This is a genomic window from Thermosynechococcus sp. PKX82 (genome assembly GCF_031583255.1).
Lineage (GTDB): Bacteria > Cyanobacteriota > Cyanobacteriia > Thermosynechococcales > Thermosynechococcaceae > Thermosynechococcus.
In genome coordinates this window covers 75,643-94,064 of the sequence record NZ_CP134169.1, presented here as the reverse complement: position 1 = coordinate 94,064, position 18,422 = coordinate 75,643, and the positions used below count along the sequence as shown (strand labels likewise).

17 protein-coding genes, 1 tRNA gene and 1 riboswitch are annotated in these 18,422 nt (G+C 54.5%); of the genes, 9 read left to right on the top strand and 9 right to left on the bottom strand.

Annotation, left to right across the window (positions count from 1 at the left end):
- Positions 1 to 31 precede the first annotated feature (31 nt).
- Complete coding sequence (gene serA, locus RHH53_RS00465) at positions 32 to 1,615, top strand: phosphoglycerate dehydrogenase (protein ID WP_206200595.1); 1,584 nt, start codon at positions 32 to 34, stop codon at positions 1,613 to 1,615.
- Between the two features lie 8 nt (positions 1,616 to 1,623).
- Entirely contained in the window at positions 1,624 to 2,544 is a 921-nt protein-coding gene (gene prmA / locus RHH53_RS00460; RefSeq protein WP_310743921.1) for a 50S ribosomal protein L11 methyltransferase, read from the top strand.
- Here the strand turns inward: prmA and RHH53_RS00455 are convergent.
- The 6 genes from RHH53_RS00455 to RHH53_RS00430 are packed head-to-tail and all read right to left on the bottom strand — an operon-like array spanning position 2,528 to position 8,103.
- Positions 2,528 to 3,691 (bottom strand): glycosyltransferase family 4 protein, encoded by a 1,164-nt coding sequence (locus tag RHH53_RS00455; protein WP_310743920.1) that lies wholly within the window; start codon positions 3,689 to 3,691, stop codon positions 2,528 to 2,530. The two genes, prmA and RHH53_RS00455, sit on opposite strands and share 17 nt — an antisense overlap.
- Positions 3,692 to 3,728: 37 nt before the next feature.
- Positions 3,729 to 4,526 (bottom strand): ABC transporter ATP-binding protein, encoded by a 798-nt coding sequence (locus tag RHH53_RS00450; RefSeq protein WP_310743919.1) that lies wholly within the window; start codon positions 4,524 to 4,526, stop codon positions 3,729 to 3,731.
- Between the two features lie 12 nt (positions 4,527 to 4,538).
- The gene (locus RHH53_RS00445; protein ID WP_310743918.1) at positions 4,539 to 5,294 is read right to left on the bottom strand and encodes a HEAT repeat domain-containing protein; all 756 of its coding nucleotides are present in this window, start codon (positions 5,292 to 5,294) and stop codon (positions 4,539 to 4,541) included.
- Between the two features lie 33 nt (positions 5,295 to 5,327).
- On the bottom strand, positions 5,328 to 5,630 hold the full coding sequence (locus tag RHH53_RS00440; protein WP_310743917.1) for an urease subunit beta: 303 nt from the start codon (positions 5,628 to 5,630) through the stop codon (positions 5,328 to 5,330).
- Positions 5,631 to 5,665: 35 nt separating this feature from the next.
- Positions 5,666 to 6,301, bottom strand: coding sequence for a pyridoxamine 5'-phosphate oxidase (gene pdxH / locus RHH53_RS00435; RefSeq protein ID WP_310743916.1), 636 nt, complete (start codon positions 6,299 to 6,301; stop codon positions 5,666 to 5,668).
- Positions 6,298 to 8,103, bottom strand: a complete 1,806-nt coding sequence (locus RHH53_RS00430) for a DUF2339 domain-containing protein (RefSeq protein ID WP_310743915.1) — start codon at positions 8,101 to 8,103, stop codon at positions 6,298 to 6,300. Before RHH53_RS00430 ends, pdxH begins: the two co-directional genes overlap by 4 nt.
- A gap of 519 nt (positions 8,104 to 8,622) precedes the next feature.
- Here RHH53_RS00430 and RHH53_RS00425 point away from each other — a divergent pair.
- From RHH53_RS00425 to RHH53_RS00415, 3 genes are all read left to right on the top strand, one after another.
- Positions 8,623 to 9,558, top strand: a complete 936-nt coding sequence (locus tag RHH53_RS00425; RefSeq protein ID WP_310743914.1) for a septal ring lytic transglycosylase RlpA family protein — start codon at positions 8,623 to 8,625, stop codon at positions 9,556 to 9,558.
- A gap of 42 nt (positions 9,559 to 9,600) precedes the next feature.
- Positions 9,601 to 9,699: riboswitch (TPP riboswitch) on the top strand.
- Between the two features lie 10 nt (positions 9,700 to 9,709).
- Positions 9,710 to 11,092, top strand: a complete 1,383-nt coding sequence (gene thiC / locus RHH53_RS00420; RefSeq protein WP_302679175.1) for a phosphomethylpyrimidine synthase — start codon at positions 9,710 to 9,712, stop codon at positions 11,090 to 11,092.
- Between the two features lie 3 nt (positions 11,093 to 11,095).
- The gene (locus RHH53_RS00415) at positions 11,096 to 12,088 is read left to right on the top strand and encodes an inorganic phosphate transporter (protein WP_302676949.1); all 993 of its coding nucleotides are present in this window, start codon (positions 11,096 to 11,098) and stop codon (positions 12,086 to 12,088) included.
- Between the two features lie 7 nt (positions 12,089 to 12,095).
- Here RHH53_RS00415 and RHH53_RS00410 read toward each other — a convergent pair whose 3' ends face one another.
- Positions 12,096 to 12,545 (bottom strand): SRPBCC family protein, encoded by a 450-nt coding sequence (locus tag RHH53_RS00410; RefSeq protein WP_206200587.1) that lies wholly within the window; start codon positions 12,543 to 12,545, stop codon positions 12,096 to 12,098.
- Positions 12,542 to 13,981 (bottom strand): 9,9'-di-cis-zeta-carotene desaturase, encoded by a 1,440-nt coding sequence (zds, locus tag RHH53_RS00405; RefSeq protein ID WP_310743913.1) that lies wholly within the window; start codon positions 13,979 to 13,981, stop codon positions 12,542 to 12,544. The genes RHH53_RS00410 and zds overlap by 4 nt, the downstream gene beginning before the upstream one ends.
- A 158-nt stretch (positions 13,982 to 14,139) precedes the next feature.
- Between zds and RHH53_RS00400 the strand changes: the two genes are divergently transcribed.
- The 3 genes from RHH53_RS00400 (at position 14,140) to RHH53_RS00390 (ending at position 16,454) form a co-directional block, all read left to right on the top strand.
- Positions 14,140 to 14,310, top strand: a complete 171-nt coding sequence (locus tag RHH53_RS00400; RefSeq protein WP_190278128.1) for a hypothetical protein — start codon at positions 14,140 to 14,142, stop codon at positions 14,308 to 14,310.
- A gap of 108 nt (positions 14,311 to 14,418) precedes the next feature.
- A complete protein-coding gene (gene sir / locus RHH53_RS00395; protein ID WP_302678550.1) occupies positions 14,419 to 16,323 on the top strand; it encodes a sulfite reductase, ferredoxin dependent in 1,905 nt (634 codons plus the stop codon).
- Between the two features lie 59 nt (positions 16,324 to 16,382).
- Positions 16,383 to 16,454, top strand: a tRNA-Cys gene (locus tag RHH53_RS00390).
- 8 nt (positions 16,455 to 16,462) lie between these two features.
- Here RHH53_RS00390 and RHH53_RS00385 read toward each other — a convergent pair.
- Positions 16,463 to 17,488, bottom strand: a complete 1,026-nt coding sequence (locus RHH53_RS00385; protein ID WP_310743912.1) for an alpha/beta fold hydrolase — start codon at positions 17,486 to 17,488, stop codon at positions 16,463 to 16,465.
- A 73-nt stretch (positions 17,489 to 17,561) separates the two neighbouring features.
- Between RHH53_RS00385 and RHH53_RS00380 the strand changes: the two genes are divergently transcribed.
- Complete coding sequence (locus RHH53_RS00380; RefSeq protein ID WP_310437801.1) at positions 17,562 to 18,413, top strand: hypothetical protein; 852 nt, start codon at positions 17,562 to 17,564, stop codon at positions 18,411 to 18,413.
- Positions 18,414 to 18,422: the final 9 nt, after the last annotated feature.

The following is an 18,422-nucleotide window of genomic DNA, read 5'->3' as shown; positions in this document are numbered from 1 at the left end:
ACTGTTCTGGCATTATACCTAGTGTTTACCTATGCCCAAAGTTCTGGTTTCCGATCCCATTGAACAGGTGGGGCTTGATTTACTTGCCCAAGTGGCACAAGTCGATGTCAAACTTGGCCTCTCAGAGGCAGAACTGATCAAAATCATTCCCGAGTACGATGCCCTGATGATTCGATCGGGAACCAAGGTCACAAAGGAGGTCATTGAGGCCGCCAACCAACTGAAGATTATTGGTCGGGCAGGGGTTGGTGTAGATAACATCGATGTGCCTGCGGCCACCCGTAAAGGGATCATGGTGGTCAACTCCCCAGAGGGCAACACCATTGCTGCTGCGGAGCACACCTTGGCGATGATGCTCTCCCTTGCCCGTCATATTCCCGATGCGAATGCTGCGGTGAAAGCAGGTCAATGGGATCGCAAACGCTTTACGGGCGTAGAGATTTATAAGAAAACCTTGGGCATTATTGGCCTAGGAAAAATCGGCTCCCACGTGGCCACCGTTGCCCGTGCTATGGGCATGAAGCTTCTTGCTTACGATCCCTATCTATCTACGGAACGCGCCGAACAACTGGGCTGCCGCCTCGTGGAGTTGGATGTTCTCTTTGCGGAATCCGACTTTATTACGCTGCACTTGCCGAAGACCCCAGAAACGCAGCATCTGATTAACGCCAAAACCATTGCCAAGATGAAGCCCACAGCCCGCATCATTAACTGTGCGCGGGGGGGCATTATTGATGAGGCAGCGCTTGTGGAGGCGCTCAAGACGGGTAAGCTGGCGGGGGCTGCCCTCGATGTCTTTGAAACTGAACCCCTTGAGGCGGAGTCTCCGCTGCGTGCCTTGGGGATGGAAGCCATCTTGACCCCTCACTTGGGGGCTTCCACGGAAGAAGCACAGGTGAATGTGGCCATTGATGTTGCCGAGCAGATTCGCGATGTGCTCCTAGGGTTGCCGGCGCGATCGGCGGTAAATATTCCGGGTCTGCGTCCGGAGGTTCTTGAGAAACTGGCGCCCTACATGCAGTTGGCGGAAACTCTTGGTAATCTTGTGGGGCAATTGGCGGGTGGTCGGGTCGAGTCTCTGGAAGTCCGTTTGCAAGGGGAATTGGCCACCAATGACAGTCAACCGATTGTGATTGCTGCTTTGAAGGGGCTACTCTCACCAGCGCTGCGGGAACGGGTGAACTACGTGAATGCTGGGTTAGAAGCTAAAGAACGGGGAATTCGCGTGGTCGAAACCCGCGATGAATCACAGCGTGACTATGCGGGATCCCTAGCGTTGATTGCTAAAAGCCCCTCGGAAACCCGCTCGGTGTCTGGTGCCTTGCTGGCTCACAGTGAATTGCGCATCACCAGTATTGATGACTTTCCCATTAGTGTGGCGCCAACCCGTTATATGTTGCTGACGCTACACCGCGATATGCCAGGCATTATTGGTAAAATTGGCACCCAGTTAGGGAGCTTTAATGTCAACATTGCCAGTATGCAAGTGGGACGCAAGATGGTACGCGGTAACGCGGTGATGGTGATTAGCTTGGACGATCCCCTACCCGAAGGCCTCTTGGAGGAAATCTTGAAAGTCCCCGGTATTCGTGATGCCTATATCGTGAATCTGTAGGCACGGTTGTGGTACAGCGTTGGTGGGAAATTACCGTCACTTGTCAAGCTGAGGCGGAAGAGCTGGTCTATTGGCGCCTTCAATCCTTTGGCTGTCAAGGTACGGCAACCCAGCAACAGCAGGGGCGGGTGTTGATCCAAGGCTATGTGCCGCAGCAGCAGGTGACCCTACTGGACATTGCTGCCCTAGGGGTTTGGATTGAGCAAGATGTGGTGGCGCAGGGCTACCTCTCGCCAAAACTCCACTGGCAGTTGGTGAATGAACAGGATTGGGCCCATAGTTGGCAAGCCTATTGGCATCCAATACCGGTGGGCGATCGCCTGCTCATTTGTCCCGCTTGGGAAACCCCACCCCTTGACAACACCCGCTTGGTGATCAAACTGGATCCTGGCATGGCCTTTGGCACCGGCACCCATGAAACCACCCAGCTTTGCCTTGAGGCTCTAGAGATGCAATTGGATCAAACCTTTGAGCCGCTGCCACCCACGGTGATGGCTGATATTGGCTGTGGTAGCGGCATTCTGGCGATCGCCAGCCTACTCCTTGGTGCCCACAAAGCCTATGCTGTAGATACCTCAGATTTAGCGGTCACCGCGACTCAACGCAATGCCAAGCTCAATGCCATTGACCCTGAGCGGTTGATTATCAGGCAAGGCAGCTGGGAGCAAGTCCTAGAACTCACCGATGGGGTTGTCTGTAATATTTTGGCTCCTGTAATTATTGAGATGCTGCCCCACTTGCCAGCGATCGTGAAGCCTAAAGGGTGGGGAATCTTCAGTGGGATTCTTTTAGATCAAGCGGATCGCGTAGCAGCCCAACTGGAACAGCAGGGCTGGAGCTTGGGCAGTGTCTGGCGACGACAGGAGTGGTGTTGTCTCAATGCCCGTTTCGAGGGGTTGCCAAATTCGAAAGCTAGGTTTTCACCTTAGCTCCATGGCGAGCCCAAGCATAGGTAGCCATCAGTTCTTGATAGCAGGCTTCGAGGCGATCCAAATTGTGACTGAGGCTATAGTGCTCCAGCACCCGTTTGCGGGCTTTGTCCCCCAAGAGGCGAATCATTTCCGGATGCTGATAAAAAATGGGCAGCAGCGTTTGCAACTGGGTTTTTACATACTGGGGATTCAAGACAATCCCTGCTCCAGTGAGCACTTCACCATCAGCACCCACATCGGTAGCCAAGCAGGCCAAGCCACAGGCCATTGCCTCTAGGAGCGACAGGGATAACCCCTCAATTTGTGAGGGCAAAATGAACACATCACAGCCGCGTAAAATTTGCAGCCGCTCTTGATCATTAACGATCGAGCCCAGCCAGAGAATATTTTGATCCGGACCATAATTGGCCATCAAGGAGGGCATCAGGGCACCGCCACCCACCATCAGCAACTTACAATCCGCCGGCATTTCCGCTGCACACCAAGAGCGCAGCAGCGCTTCAACATTTTTTTCAATAGCCATCCGGCCTTGATAGATATAGAGGTAGCGTGCCTTAAAGTCCTCTTTGGCCGTAGAAGGTCCCGGTGTATATTTGCGCGTATCGACGCCATTGGGAATCACCCGCAGCGTCTCAGCACCGACCCCAAGACGAATCAGTAGTTCCTTTTGCGATTGGGAAAAGACAATCACGCGGTCATAGCGAGCCAAAAAGGGGGCATACAGTTGGTAAGTCATTAAGGCGGTGCCCGCCGTTAGGGTACGATACTTTTCGCTGTAGGCTGGATGAAACGTGGCAACCAAGGGAATGTTTAACTCTTCGCAGATGTCGGGCAGAAAGAAATCGAGGGGGGACAGGGTCAATGAGGCGTGGACAATATCGGGTTTGAGTTTTTTAAGGGATTCAACCAGAACTTTGTTGGCTCGCAGGGAGGGCAGGGTATAGACTTGCGATTTATAGAGGCAAGGGAGCGTCACATCTGGCATCTCCCCTGCGTTCTCAACGTCCTGTTCATCCTCTTGGGCAAAATGCAGAAAGCTCACCTGATAACCGCGATCCAGTAGCCCATTAGTAATTTCACGACTATAGGTGACATTGCCGCAGGGGGGAGATTTTTTGCCAAGCCACGCGATGTGTAAAGTCACAATTATTAATTCCTGATTTATTACGTTATTTCGTTATTTATAGAGTAGCGGTACCCACCTGATCAATGATGCGAATGGGGCCATTGACATCGCCGCTGAGAAACTGCCGTAAATAGGGATTATCGGTCGTGCGGGCTTCGGCATGGGTGCCCTGCCAACAAATGCGCCCTTGATAGAGGAGAATCAGGCGATCGCCCGTGCGCTCAATGGTACTGTTTTGGTGGGTAACGACAACGTAGGCATGCCCCGTCTTCTCCCGCAATTCGCGAATCAAATCCTCAATCACTGTCGAGGCAATGGGATCTAGCCCTGCCGTTGGCTCATCGTAAAGCAGCAGGTAGGGGTTGTCATTGGGATCTTCGGGATTATCCACAATGGCGCGGGCAAAGCTGACTCGCTTGCGCATTCCCCCAGACAACTGCGCTGGGTAGAGGTCTTCCATACCAGCGAGGCCGACCATCGCCAGTTTTTCCCTAACAATTTCCCGAATGCGTGCCTCCGGCAAACGCGTATGCTGGTACAGGTAAAAGCCAACATTTTCAGCAACTGTTAAGGAATCAAACAGGGCAGATTGCTGAAAGACCATGCTCATGCGCATCCGACAGAGACCTTCTTGCCGTAACCCTTGGCGACGCTCACCTGCAACATACACTTCACCCTTATCGGGAGCGATTAGGCCGGCAATAATCCGCAAAAGGGTTGACTTACCGGTTCCCGAAGGTCCTAGAATCACTAAGGCATCATCGGGGTAGATGGCCAAATCCACATGATTGAGCACCTGCTGATGGCCAAAGGCTTTGCAGACACCGCGCAGCTCTACCAGTGGTTCAGTCATTTGATGCATCCCCTAGCCAAAGGCTTCTAATTGCAGGTCTGCGATCGCCTGTAATCCCCGTGCATCCCCCAGCTTAAAGAGGGCTGCTTTAGCATCTTCTTGGACACCCATATCACTGTCCTGCAGGGCAGCAATCAGTTGATCAATGGCTTGCGTGTAAAGAGGCCCAAGGGGAATTTTGCGACAGGCATGCCCCAAGGCCCAAGCACAGTTACTGCGCACAGCGGCAATTGCATCCTGAGCCAAGGCAAGGGCAAGGGCAGGAATGGCAAGCGTCGCCGCCTCTTCACTGGCTTCGGCCACCTGACCCAAGGAACTCGCTGCCCAGAGACGCACGGCAGAAATATCTGTTTGCAGGGCACGAATCAAGGGATCAAGGGTGCGTCGATAAATTTCTGGCAAGGGAAAGCGCACGCTACAGTTACCCAATGCCCAAACAATGCCTTTGCGGACATAGCCATTCCAGTCCCGCTCCAATTGCTGAATGAGGGCATCCACCGCTGCCAAACTGGGGTTACGGCCAAGGGCATAGGCGGCACTGACACGGACAAGGGGACAGGGTTCTTGCAGGAGATTGATGAGATAGGGTGTGGCGCGTTCATCCTGCAATTCGCAAAAGGCGCGAGCCGCCAACATCCGCTCCGTCACATCGGCGGAGGCCAGCAGGGGCAACATGGCTTCGGGATCGGGGCGATCGCTCTCCTCACTCGGCAGCGCCGCTAGTGCATCTTCTGAAGTGTCGAGAAGGGGAAAATCATTGTCATCCATACTGTTTAATCTACAGGATGCTTGGAATCCCGACTAGAGCGCACCGTTGACTTCGCCGCGAAAGCCATAGATTTGGCGACTGCCATCAAAGGCCACCAGTTGCACCACCCGCTCATCCGGCTCAAAACGAATGGCGGTGCCAGCGGCAATATCTAAGCGCATTCCTCGTGCCTGTTCACGATCAAATTGGAGGGCTGGATTGACTTCGTAAAAGTGGTGGTGAGATCCCCCCTGAATTGGGCGATCGCCCGTATTGGCCACCGTTAACGTCACCGTTGGCCGGCCAGCATTGAGTTCAATGGTTCCCTCTGCGGGGATAAGTTCACCGGCAATCATGGGCATCTCAGCCAATCTCTAAAGATATCCCTATCCTAGGGGTAGAGGCGCACCCGCTGCCAGTGGTCTCCTTGGCGCCGATAGCACAGGCGATCGTGGAGGCGATTGGGTCGCCCTTGCCAAAATTCAATCAGGGTCGGTAGAACACGATAGCCCCCCCAATGCTCTGGCCGAGGGACATTTTCGCCATAGCGGGCTTCCACTTCCGCAAGGCGGGCTTCCAAATCGGCGTAGGATTCTAAAACCTCACTCTGCTGGGATGCCCATGCCCCCCAACGGCTACCCAAAGGACGACTCTGGAAGTAGGCATCGGACTCCGCTGCACTAATTTGCTCAACAGTGCCTTCAATGCGCACCTGCCGTTCTAGCTCTGCCCACCAAAAGACAAGGGCAGCCTTGGGATGAGCGGCTAATTCTAGACCTTTGCGACTGCGATAGTTCGTAAAAAAGACAAACCCGCGATCGTCCACATCTTTGAGCAGAACCACTCGCGCAGCGGGCATACCATCCAAGCCAATGGTGGCCAGTGTCATCGCATTGGGTTCCGGTAGTTCTGCTTTAACGGCTTCAGTAAACCAAAGGCGAAACTGTTGGATCGGGTCTGCCGCGGCTTCGCTTTCCAGAAGACGTTGACGACGGTAATCACGGCGCAGATCAGCAATGCGGGTCATGGGGTTTCTTCGGACTTGTTGGTTGGGCTTTCTTCACTGATCCTAGAGGATTCCACGGGCGATCGCCGCCACAGGGCGCGGAAAAAATAGCTCAGCAGCAAAAAAATCAAACCAAACCCCATAAACAGGAGTACTCGCCACACCGGCGCAAGATGGATGAGATCAACGAAGAAAAGCCGCACCAAAGTAATGATCAGCGTGATTAAAGCCACCGTGCGCACCGCTGAGGTGTCCCGTCGCAACCCATAGATCAGCAGTCCGACGCCAAAGAGTCCCCAGACAAGGGTGGCTGCCCCCGTACCAAAGGGCGCCAGTTCGTGCTGCATCCAGATCATCGTCACTCCATGACCCAATATCCAGTAGAGGGGGCGGGTGGGTGGGGGCAAAAAACGGATACTGACTGCTGCGGCGCCAAGCACCACCAAATGGGAGAAAAAAGCCAGATTCAACAGCGGGGGGCGATCGGCGGCAGTAAACAGCAGTTGCCCAACAAAACCAAGGCCGAGCAGTCCCCACCAAAGATGGGCAATAACCCGCAGGGTGCGCGAGGCATAGTGTTGGCTCAAATAATGCAAAATCAGCCCCTCGATCGCCAGCGGTGCGAGGATAAAGCGATTGCTGTAGTAACGAACAACAATGCCAAGGGCAATGAGCACCAGTCCCGTCAAGCTATAGACCCAGCGCCAAGATTGCGGCAAGTGTCGCCAGAACAGACTGGTGCCAAGGTAGAGCACCCCAAAAACAACAAACACCCGCCCCGTTAGCGTTGCCGACCAATCCCAGAGGAAGGCACTTAAGCCCAAAGCAATCAGCGGATTAAAGAGGGCGATCGTCTGACCATAGGACCGTGGGGAAGTCTCCTGAGGGCGATACAGCTCCCCTGCCCTGTCGCGATCGCGTCCCTGATACCAAGGGGGTAATACCGTAAAGCCCAGCCAAGTCAACGCCAGAATGATCTGTAATGCCACGACCCGATCAAGCCGTTGAGCAGTAATAGACACCGTTAACATCAGCCATCCCAACCAAAAAGCTGACAGCAGGAGCGATCGCCAGCCCTTCACTGCGTAAATTGCCCAACTGCCCAAGAGAATTAAAAACGTATAACTGGCCAAGGCCAAGGGACGACTCATCTCTGTGTTGTAGAGCAGCAAAGGGGTTGCTAAGCCGCCAACCACGCCAATCACCGCAAAAATGGCTCGATTTTGGCGCAACGAGATGAAAAATGCCCCTAGGGTCACTAACACCATCAACGGGAAGGCCACACCCCAAGGCATGACGGTCAAAACCTGATAGGCCGCAAAGATCGTCAGGTAATAGGTCGCCAGACCGCCCCCCTGCAAAAACTGGCTAAAGATGGCTCGCTGCTGCAACCGCCAGCCCAACCCCATCAACACCGTACCAATGACAAAGCCCATGGCCACAAGAACTGCATCGGTAATCCAGCCCAATTCAACGGCGTACCGAAAGAGGAAGCCAATCCCCAACAGCAGCAGGCCGATGCCGAGACGGTTGAGCCACAGTTCCCAATTTTGTAGCCAGTCAGCTTGGGAAGGCCTCACTGGGCGTAACGGTGGCACCGCTGGAGATTCAGGCGCTGGGGGTTGTAATTCAGTCGCAGGGGCAGGAGCGATCGCCGTCGGTTCCTCAGGTGGCGTTGATGGTGTTGCGGGTTCTGGGACTCCAGAAGAGGAGAGGTCTTCACGGAGAATGGCTCTTTGCAGAATCTCGAGCGATCGCTGCAGGGCAGCCACAGCGGCTTCTAAGTTTTCAAGACGACGCCGCAAGTCATCCCTATCTTCCATGGTTCGGCTCCCTACGGACTATATCCCCGTTTTATGCGCTAGAGGAGAGAGCCATTCCTTGGGCAATGCACTTTATGAAGTGGCTAGAGGCGCATCCCAAAAGGGGTAAAACGGGAAACAAAATTGGGTGAGAAATCGTCCTATGGCACACAGAAAAGGTCGCAAAAAGCAAATTTTCTCTTTTAGATAAATTTTTATTTTTGGTGATCTGAGTCACAGAAATCTTCAGAAATTAAAAACGATTTGTTAAAAGTTTATAAAATTTTCTTATTTTCTTTCGTCAACTGTAAATTCCGTTAATATGCCAGTCTGCGTAGGTTTCACCGCCTTCAGCGCTTTTTTATTCTTTTTCAAAATGTTTACCATGAACAAAATGCCCCTGATGCTTGATTCTAGGCCTTCGTGGTAGGTTGAAACAGTTCCGCGATGAGAGCGAACACGGCACCAGTAGGGGTAACCCCTGTGTGATGTTGGTGCCCTACTGTCCAGCCGTATGGATGCCCTTTTTAACGGACGCCTATGAAAAAAACGCTTTATGTGGGTCTGACAACAAGCACGTTGGCTGTGTTGGGAATCCTTTCCAGTAGCCGTGCAACCACAACCACACCAGCCATAGAGTCAGGTTCAGCCCCCTCTTCCGCTGTCGTTGCCACCAAAGTGGGGGAACGTCAATCCACGACCCCAACAGCAACGCGGGCGATCGCCAGTCTGCATCGTCACCAACAGCAAGGCCGCGAAGCCGTAACCGTCTATTTGCGGGGGATTCCCGTACTCACCTTCTTGGGTCAACGGGTAGCAGCTACAGAGGGCGTCAAAGTCGCTGCCGCCAACAGCGCCGGGATACCAGAGCAAACCACCCTCTCAGAAGCAGCCCAACAGGCAACCATTCTCACCGCTCGCCTCAATCAGCTCCACGAACAGGGCTTTGATGCCAACCTTGTGCGCGTGGGTTGGGATGCCCAACAACAGCAATACCGCATCTACGCCGACAAAGAACCTCTCCTGACTCTGAACCATCAAGTCACGCTTCCCAATAGTTCACAACGCAATGATGAAAACGCCCTGCGCATTGCTAACCTGATCCGCCGCCAACTGGGGAATGCCCCTGCCCTAACCAGCGTAGAGGGTAGACCAAATACCGTTGTGGCCATGGGACCGATTCGGATGCAGTTGACGGGTATTGCCTCGTGGTATGGCCCCGGCTTCCATGGTGCCCGCACTGCCAATGGCGAGCGATTTGATCAGGACGCCCTGACGGCGGCTCATCGCACACTGCCCTTTGGGACACGGGTACGGGTGACAAATCTCCAGAATGGCCGCTCAGTAGTGGTGCGCATTAACGATCGCGGGCCTTTTACGGGGGGACGGGAAATTGACCTCTCGCGGGGGGCTGCGGCTGCCATTGGCCTCATTGGTGTCGGTGTCGGCCCTGTGCGCATTGACGTTTTAGACTGATTAGACTGATCCCCACCCCCCAAAAGCAAAGTGATAGAATGAACGACATGCTAGGGGTGTCTGCGGTCAGAGCAGGCTGAGAGCAAACCCTTAGAACCTGAACCAGATCATGCTGGCGCAGGGAAGCTGTCTAGAGAGGATTCTATCAATGGTGCGTAGCGAATGGATTGCTGCCCGCAAAGGGCATGACAATGTTACCCAAATGCATTATGCCCGCCAAGGGATTATCACCGAAGAAATGCACTATGTGGCGCGGCGGGAAAACCTGCCTGCGGAATTGATTCGCGATGAAGTTGCCCGTGGGCGGATGATTATTCCCGCCAATATCAATCACCCCAACCTCGAGCCGATGGCGATCGGGATTGCTGCCAAGTGCAAAGTCAATGCCAACATTGGTGCCTCTCCCAACTCCTCCAGTCTAGAGGAGGAACTCGAAAAGCTACGGCTAGCGATTAAATACGGCGCCGACACGGTGATGGATCTGTCCACGGGTGGGGGGGATTTGGATGCCATTCGCACCGCCATTATTAATGCCTCACCCGTACCCATTGGAACGGTGCCCGTCTATCAAGCCCTTGAAAGCGTCCACGGTAGCGTTGAGCGGCTTACCCCCGATGACTTTCTCCATGTCATTGAAAAGCACGCCCAGCAGGGGGTGGACTACATGACGATCCATGCGGGGATTCTCATTGAATATCTGCCTTTGGTGAAAAACCGCATCACTGGGATTGTGTCGCGCGGCGGCGGCATTCTCGCCAAGTGGATGCTGTATCACCACAAACAAAATCCCCTCTACACCCACTTCCGCGACATTATTGAGATCTTCAAAAAATACGATGTTTCCTTCTCCCTCGGGGACTCGCTGCGGCCAGGGTGTCTCCATGATGCCTCTGATGAAGCTCAATTGGCGGAATTGAAAACCCTCGGTCAACTCACCCGCAAGGCTTGGGAACACGATGTCCAAGTGATGGTGGAAGGCCCCGGCCACGTGCCCATGGATCAAATTGAATTCAATGTGCGCAAGCAGATGGAAGAATGCTCTGAAGCTCCTTTCTATGTCCTTGGGCCCTTGGTCACGGATATTGCCCCCGGCTATGACCACATTACCAGTGCCATTGGCGCGGCGATGGCGGGTTGGTACGGCACGGCCATGCTTTGCTATGTAACCCCCAAAGAGCACCTTGGCTTACCCAATGCTGAAGATGTGCGCAATGGCTTGATTGCCTACAAAATTGCGGCTCACGCAGCGGATATTGCCCGTCATCGTCCGGGGGCGCGCGATCGCGATGATGAACTGTCGCGGGCACGGTATAACTTTGACTGGAACCGCCAATTTGAACTGGCTCTCGATCCGGATCGGGCACGGGAATACCACGACGAAACCCTACCGGCAGATATCTATAAAACGGCTGAGTTTTGCTCCATGTGCGGGCCGAAGTTCTGCCCCATGCAAACGAAGGTAGATGCCGACGCCCTTGCCGAACTGGAGAAATTCCTCGCCAAGGACAAAGATCAAGTGAGTGCCTCTGCCTAGGGCATGGCCATTGATTTCAAGGGGGGGTTGATTGCGATCGCCCTCCTTTTTGATGTCACCAATGGCTTCCATGATGCCGCCAATGCCATTGCAACGGTGGTGGCCACCCGTGCCCTTTCCCTGCGATCGGCGCTCATCCTTGCTGCTGCGGCTAATTTTGGTGGTGCCTTCTTGAGTACGCGGGTGGCGCTAACAATTGAAGCCGGCATTCTCAACAGCAGTGCCTTGGGTGCCCATTGGTTTGGCGTGATTAGTGCCGCACTCCTCGGCGCGATGGGCTGGAATTTGCTCACTTGGTATTGGGGTTTACCCAGTAGTTCTTCCCATGCCCTCATTGGTGGCTTGGTGGGGGCAGCCCTCTTTCAAGTGTCACCACAAATCATCTATTGGCAGGGGATTGTTGAGGCGGTGGTGATTCCCATGGTCGTGTCCCCCTTGGTGGCGATCGCCATCGGCCTTGGTTTGATGACCCTAGTCGAAAAGTGGTTGCAATGGCAAGGAGAACTCCCCCCAGAGCACTGGCAACGGTTGCAGATTCTCTCCGGAACATTGATGGCCGTTGCCCACGGTGCCAACGATGCCCAGAAAACAATGGGGGTGATCACCCTTGCCCTTGTGAGTTGGGGACAACTGTCACCGGAGGCGGGTGTGCCCTTCTGGGTGATGGCTGCCTGTGCCTTGGCGATCGCGATCGGTACCTATGGCGGCGGCGAACGCATTATCCGCACTACGGGGGAGAAAATTACACCCCTTGACCCTGTGAGTGGCTGCTTAGCGAATCTCAGTGCCGCCTTGACTGTGGGAGCCGCAAGTCTGGTGGGCTTTCCCGTCAGTACGACACAAGTCGTGGTGGGTGCGATTACGGGTGCTGGCTATCGCCATCAAGGGGAAGTGAACTGGCAAGTGTGGGCGCAAATTTTCATGGCATGGGTACTCACGTTTCCCGGTGCAGCCCTGCTGGCGATCGCGATCTCTTTTGGTCTATCCCAACTTTGAGTCAACCTCAGGAAACCTGTGTGGGCTGCATTTGTTGGGCATATTCACGAAAGCGTTCGAGATCTGCTTGCAATGTACTTTCAACTACGCGGCCAAGGAAAAGGCGATCCATCATTTGTCCCAAAATTCCCGGAATGGCATAGGACACCGACAGCTTCACAATGGTGCTGCCATGGCGATCGTAAAAGCGAATTGCACCCCGATTGGGCAGCCCATCCACGGACTCCCACTGAATCATTTGGTGCTTCACTTGGCGGCAAATGCGCGATCGCCAGCTAAAGTGCCAGTTGCCCGTGGTCAATGTCCAGCGCGATAGGGTAGGGTCTTCTTCAGTGATGACCACAGATTCAATCCACTTCATCCACAGGGGCATTTTCTCCAGATCCGACCACAGTGCCCAGACGCGATCGACATCGGCTGCCACTTCAATCTGAACCGTATGCTCTAACCAACTCATCCATGACCTCCTGCCAAAATCGCTTGGGCGGCTTGTCGTCCGGACATTGTCGCGCCCTCCATGCTGTCAATGTAGTCCTGCTGCGTATAGCTGCCCGCCAAGTAAAAGTTAGGAACGGGTGTTTTTTGGGGCGGACGATAGGGATCCATGCCGGGGGCTTCGCGATAGAGGGACTGCGCTAATTTGACGACACTGTACCATGTCATGTTCAGATGGCGCGACGAGGGGAAAAGTTCATGGACTTGGCGCAGCACATGTTGGGCAATTTCTTCATTGCTGGCTTTGATGAAGGGATCACCGGGAGTAAGCACCACTTGCAGTAAGGAGCCTTGACCTTCGCGATAGTAGTCCGCTGGACTAGTGAGGGCCAGATCCGCAAAGCAGGAAAAGTCAGCATCGGCAGTGTAGAGCAGGTTATCAATACCCGTTGCCGCCACCTGTTTTTGCTTACTGGGGTCTTGCAGTTCCGTAACCCAGCCATCAAATCGCAGTTGTACCGTGGCCACAGGCACGGCCTCGAGCTTAAAGATGTTGTCAAAGGTTGGGTGCGATCGCCACGCCGCCGGAATCAGGCGCTGAATCCCCGGCACATCACAGGCACACAGATAGGCATCCGCTGTAACTGTTTCTAGTTCTTCGCCTAGGGGAATCACCAACCCTTCCACCTGCCAAGTGCTCGGATCCTCGCCGCGAAAGCGAATTTCCTTCACCCGTCGCCGCAGATGAATCTTAGCCCCCCGCGCTTCAAGGTAGTTCACCAAGGGTTTGAGCAGGTACTCTGCCGGTGACCCCTTGAGCATATTGAGCCGTGAGGCAGTGGTTTTGGCGGCAAACATCATAAAGATCGTCAGCATACAGCGAGCAGACATGTGCTCGGTATCAATGAAGCCAAGGGCATAGGAAATGGGATTCCAAAGGCGCTTGAGACTGTTTTCTGAGCCCCCATGGCGGCGAAACCACTCCGCAAAACTGACCCGATCTAAGGCGCGAATTTGGCGCATTGCCCCCTCATAGTCCACCAGACCCCGCACCACAGGACTGGTGCCAAGGGCAATGGCATTAAAGAATTTATCGGCAGCAGAGAGTTGACTGGTGGTGAAGAAGGCCTTGAGACCGTTGAAGGGGGCACCCAAGGGAAAGCGAAAATCCAGTTCTCCCACCTGACCACCGCGATTAATAAAGGTGTGGGTATGTTCCTTAGGTAGTAGGTTGGCGATCGCCCCCACCTTGGTCATCAGTTCGAAGAGATTGGCGTAGTTGTAAAAGAAGACATGCAGCCCCATCTCAATGTGGTTTCCATCGGCATCTTGCCAACTGCTGACTTTGCCCCCCACAAAGGGACGGGATTCATAGATTTCAACACTGTGACCGGCATCCACCAAATCCACTGCGGCGGCTAAGCCGGCTAATCCTGCACCAACAATGACAACCCGCATCGGTGATCCCAGAAAACTTTACAGATTTTAACATTTTTCGCCCCTCGGACGGTTTCTCGCGCGTTAAGAAACTTGGCAGAGACCCTTGCCCCCCAGAACCCTCGTCTATGATCAAGGTAAGTTGAAGTTTTTGAATCGCTCACGCTCACGGTGTGCTTATGGCTACGCGTCGTGTCCTCGCCTTTCCCCTCTGGCAGTATTTGAACCAACGGCTATTTAGTCCGGGCTTTACCCTCAATCCCAAACGGTTCTGGCGGCAGTATTACGATGCTTACCTCGAACGCTGCTGGCAAAAGGACTGTGCCTCCAAGGAAGAACCCTCCTGTTAATCGTTCCACAGGTTCGCTAAAATGAGATAGCTCACTTTCCCGATCAAGATTAGGGACTTTTGGCTGTCGTCATTTTAGTTACTTTCACCTGCTGGAAAAAAGAACACTATGGTTGCTTCGCCCCCCTCTGCTGATGCTGCCCTGAAACGCTCAAAAATTGAGGCTCTCAAGGAACAAAGCCAACATCTGCGGGAACCCCTAGCCACAGAACTGCTAGAACCAACGAATCGTTTTAGCGAAGAGGGGGTGCAGATCCTCAAGTTCCACGGCTCCTATCAGCAGGACAACCGCGATAACCGCGTCAAGGGTCAGGAGAAAGACTACCAGTTCATGCTGCGTACCCGCAGTCCAGGAGGGTATATTCCGCCGCAGCTTTATTTAACCTTGGATCGCTTGGCGGATGAATATGGCAACCACACCCTGCGGGCAACAACGCGGCAAGGATTCCAGTTGCACGGCATTCTCAAGAAGAATCTGAAAGCAGCGATCGCAGCCATTATTCGCAGCATGGGATCCACATTGGGCGCCTGCGGTGATTTGAACCGCAATGTCATGGCGCCACCCGCCCCCTTTCGCGATCGCCCGGAATATGCCCTTGCCTATGAGTATGCCCACCGCATTGCCGATCTGCTGACCCCACAAACCGGTGCCTACTACGAGATTTGGCTCGATGGTGAAAAGGTGATCTCCGCCGAAGAGCACCCCGATGTCAAGGCGGCACGGCAGCGCAATGGCAATGGCACGATCTTTCCCAATAACGAAGAGCCAATCTACGGCGATCACTATATGCCCCGCAAATTTAAGTGCTGTGTCACGGTGCCGGGGGATAACTCCGTAGATCTCTTCTCCCAAGATTTGACACTGGTGGTGATTATAGATGCCCAAGGCCATCTTGAGGGCTTCAATATCTATGCCGGTGGTGGTTTGGGGCGCACCCACAACAAAGAAGAAACCTTTGCCCGCATGGCTGATGAAATTGGCTTTGTCCGAGCGGCAGATGTCTATGAGGCGGTGAAGGCGATCGTGGCCACCCAGCGGGACTATGGCGATCGCTATAATCGGCGCCACGCCCGTTTGAAATACCTGATCCACGATTGGGGAGTCGAAAAATTCAAGGCCAAGGTGGAAGAATACTTTGGCAAACCCCTCGAACCCTTTCGCCCGCTGCCGCCGTGGCGCTATCAGGACTTTTTGGGCTGGCACCCCCAAGGAGATGGCAAATTCTTCTATGGCCTCTCCATTGCCAATGGCCGCATCCTTGATCAGGGGAACTTCAAACTCAAGTCGGCCCTCAAGAAAATCGTCAAAGACTTTCAGCTCCCCCTGCGGGTCACGCCTCACCAAAATCTGCTCCTGTGTGATGTTTCTCCCGATCAACAGGATGCAATTCAGCACATCCTTGAGCAGCACGGGGTGCGTGATGTCAATGCCATTGATCCCCTCGAACGCTATAGCATGGCCTGCCCGGCGTTGCCTACCTGTGGCTTGGCCATTACCGAGTCGGAACGGGCAATTCCGGGGGTACTGGAGCGGATTCGTCGCCTCATGGATCGGCTGGGACTCCAAGAAGAGCACTTTGTGATTCGGATGACGGGGTGTCCCAATGGCTGTGCCCGCCCCTACTTGGCGGAATTGGGCTTTGTTGGCATTGTCCCCGGCGCCTATCAGACTTGGGTGGGGGGGAGTCCCGATCAAACCCGCTTAGCAGAGGTCTATATTGAGCGGTTACCGATTGCCGAACTGGAAACAGCCCTAGAGCCATTGCTAGTTTTTTATCGCGATCGCCGGCACAAGGGCGAATCCTTTGGGGACTTTTGCCACCGCGTCGGCTTGGCTGCCTTGCGGGAATTTGCCGCTACCTATATTCCAGCTACCGCGACAAAGCGCTACCGCGTGGATGTGCGTGCCGATCAATACCAGCAGCTTAAGGAATTAGCAGCGGCCAAGGGCATGTCTCTGGCGGCAGTGACCCGTGAAGCCATCCAGCGTTACCTTGAGCAATCTGGTCAGTAAGCTAAAACAATCAAGGATGGGAAGAGCGCTATCGGCTATAATGAGAAATCGCCAAATAGGGCGGCATAGCCAAGTGGTAAGGCAGAGGTCTGCAAAACCTTTATCCCCCGGTTCGAATCCGGGTGCCGCCTTTGGTCATTTAGCTTCTGGTGTAACTCTGCTGTGCTAGCCAATCCAAGAGCCGATGAATCCCCCAGCAGTAGTCGGGATCGCCCCAGAGGCGTTGACACTTGCGATCGCTGGTAAAGCCCACGTGACCCCCTTGCTCTGTCATCAGCAGGGTGAGGGCAGGGTTGGCCTCGGCAATGGCTAGGAGTTCTGGCACCAGATTGGGATCAAATAGGGGATCATCGGCGGCATAGAGAATCCATAGGGGTATTGTCAGTTGCGGCAGCAGCGGCAAGGGACTGCTGGCAGCGTAATACTCGGCCACACTGCCAAAGCCAAGGCGGTCGATGACGAGGGCGGCATCAAAACCGGCAATGGTGTCAATCTGGGCAACGGTGTTGAGATCAAAGATTTGAGGATGAAGGCGATGCAGGTGGCGAGCTAAGTGTTGGAGTTGACGGCTGATGGCGCGTTCAAATTGCCGTCCCCAAAAAGTCGTGCCGAGGTGGGCAAGGGAGCGGTTGGAGTCAAGGTTGGGGCAAATCACAGCCGCCCCCCCAATCTCTTTTGTCCCTTGCTGTTGGGCATACCACGCCCCCCAAAGGGCTAACTGCCCCCCCAAGGAATAGCCAACAAACCAGTAGGGCGGCCTATAGCCCAGTTCTTGGCACTGTTGGGCGATCGCGACAAAGTCTTGGCCTTCGTAAAGCCCATCACTGGTCAACGCCGGAGAAAGTTCAGCACTGCGGCCATGGGCACGCCAGTCGAAGAGCACCACATCAAAGCGGCGGGCGATCGCCCAATGGGCAAGGGTATGCAAGTACCATTGATTCTTGAGATCACCCGTAATGCCGTAGGTGGCAATGATGGTTCCGCGTGCTTGGCCAAGCCGATACCCCTCACCGTACAGGGGCACGCCCGCCGCCCCATGGAAAACATGGCTGGTTTGCGGTTGCCAAGGGTAGAGGCACCCCCAGCGTTGGACATAGGCAGTAAAGACCGTGTGGATCACGCCAGAGTGCAGCGGCAGTGGTGGCCAATAGGAGAGGGATTGCATAGAATTTAGTCATCCATCGTAAAAGAAATAGGCAAGGTTGGGCGTTTTTGGTGATTATTGTGAGGCATGGGTGATGACACGGAGCGATGATCCGCAGAGGACAGACCCCTATACCATGGAAACCTGTCTGACAGATGTCCAAGCCAACCGCTTGCTGGATGAAGTCTTTGCCGCTGTGGAGGCCGACCTCAATGAGCCAGAATCCCTAGCAGCGGTTTTAGAACCGGAACCTTCCCTCCTCGTCCCCTTTGAAGCGACAACTCCTCCTCCGCCCCCACCACCGGCGGAACCTTCTCGCTGGCTGCACCGATCGGAACCAGAGCAGGCCTTTTCTTGGGGCGATCGCTTTTTGATGGGGGTTGGCATTGCCTCCTTTGTCCTAGGAGTTGGCCTTTGGATCAGTCTGAATCGCCAACCAGTTGCAGTTGCCCCTGACGCTACGGTGACCACAACCACCAGCCCTGCGGACATTGCCTTCGCTGAGTATCTGCAAACCTCCCTTCAGCTGCTCAGCCAACGGGCCGCCCCCCCAACCCCTGCATCGCCAGCGATCGCCAGCAATTCGGTTCCCACCCCCTCAACCCCCACCCCGACGGTTGAACGCATTTACGTTCCCGTCTACCAAGCCCCCAGCGCGCCAACGGTGACCCTGCCCAATTTACCAACGGTGACAGCTCCTACGCCGGCAGCCACACCGGTACCCCCTGCCCCTACACCGGCGCCCCCCCAACATACCTTAGTTGGCATCCTCGAACTGGGCGATCGCTCAGTGGCTCTTTTTCAAAGCAATGGCCAAACACTGCGCTTGAGTGTGGGCGATACAATTGGCAACGACGGCTGGCAACTGGTACAGATTCAAAATCAGCGGGCGGTGCTACGGCGTCAAGGGGAAGTGCGCTCCCTCACTGTTGGCCAAAGTTTTTAAAAAAAGGGG